The sequence below is a fragment of the Vibrio gelatinilyticus genome, from assembly GCF_022836845.1.
Classification (GTDB): Bacteria; Pseudomonadota; Gammaproteobacteria; order Enterobacterales; family Vibrionaceae; genus Vibrio; species Vibrio gelatinilyticus.
Map to the genome: position 1 here is coordinate 1 of NZ_JAJNNZ010000053.1, position 520 is coordinate 520.

Here is a 520-nt window from a genome sequence, read left to right on the forward strand (position 1 = left end):
TTGAACGTTAGGCCTTCTGCGGTGGAGTCGGTGCTAAAGCTAAGCTCGGCATCGTCGCCTAAATCCACATCCGAAGCACTCACTACGCCCGTAATGACGGTGTCTTCGGTAACGCTATCGGTTTTCGCTTCTGCGACTGGCGCGTCATTAGTGCCCGTCACGGTAATGGTCAGCGTGGTTTGCGCAGCTGCGTCGTGCTCGTCGGTGACGGTCACGGGGATCTCCAGTATCAGCTTTTCATCTTTGCCTAAGCTGTCGTACGAAGAGGCATCAAATGTATAACTACCATCGTCGTTGAAGATCAAGCCTTCCACGGTTGAGTCAGTACTAAATGTGAGCTCGGCGTTATCAGCCAGATCCACATCCGTCGCGCTCATTGCGCCCGTAATCACCGTGTCTTCGATAACGCTGTCGGTTTTCGCCTCTGCGACTGGCGCGTCATTAGTGCCAGTCACGGTGATGGTCAGCGTGGTTTGCGCCGTGGCGTTGTGCTCGTCGGTGACGGTCACGGGGATCTCTA

Annotated in this window: 1 protein-coding gene; it reads right to left on the bottom strand. The window is 55.2% G+C overall.

From position 1 onward, the window contains the following. The coding region (locus LNL84_RS19645; protein ID WP_244359560.1) for a VCBS domain-containing protein at positions 1 to 520 on the bottom strand (520 nt) is incomplete at both ends.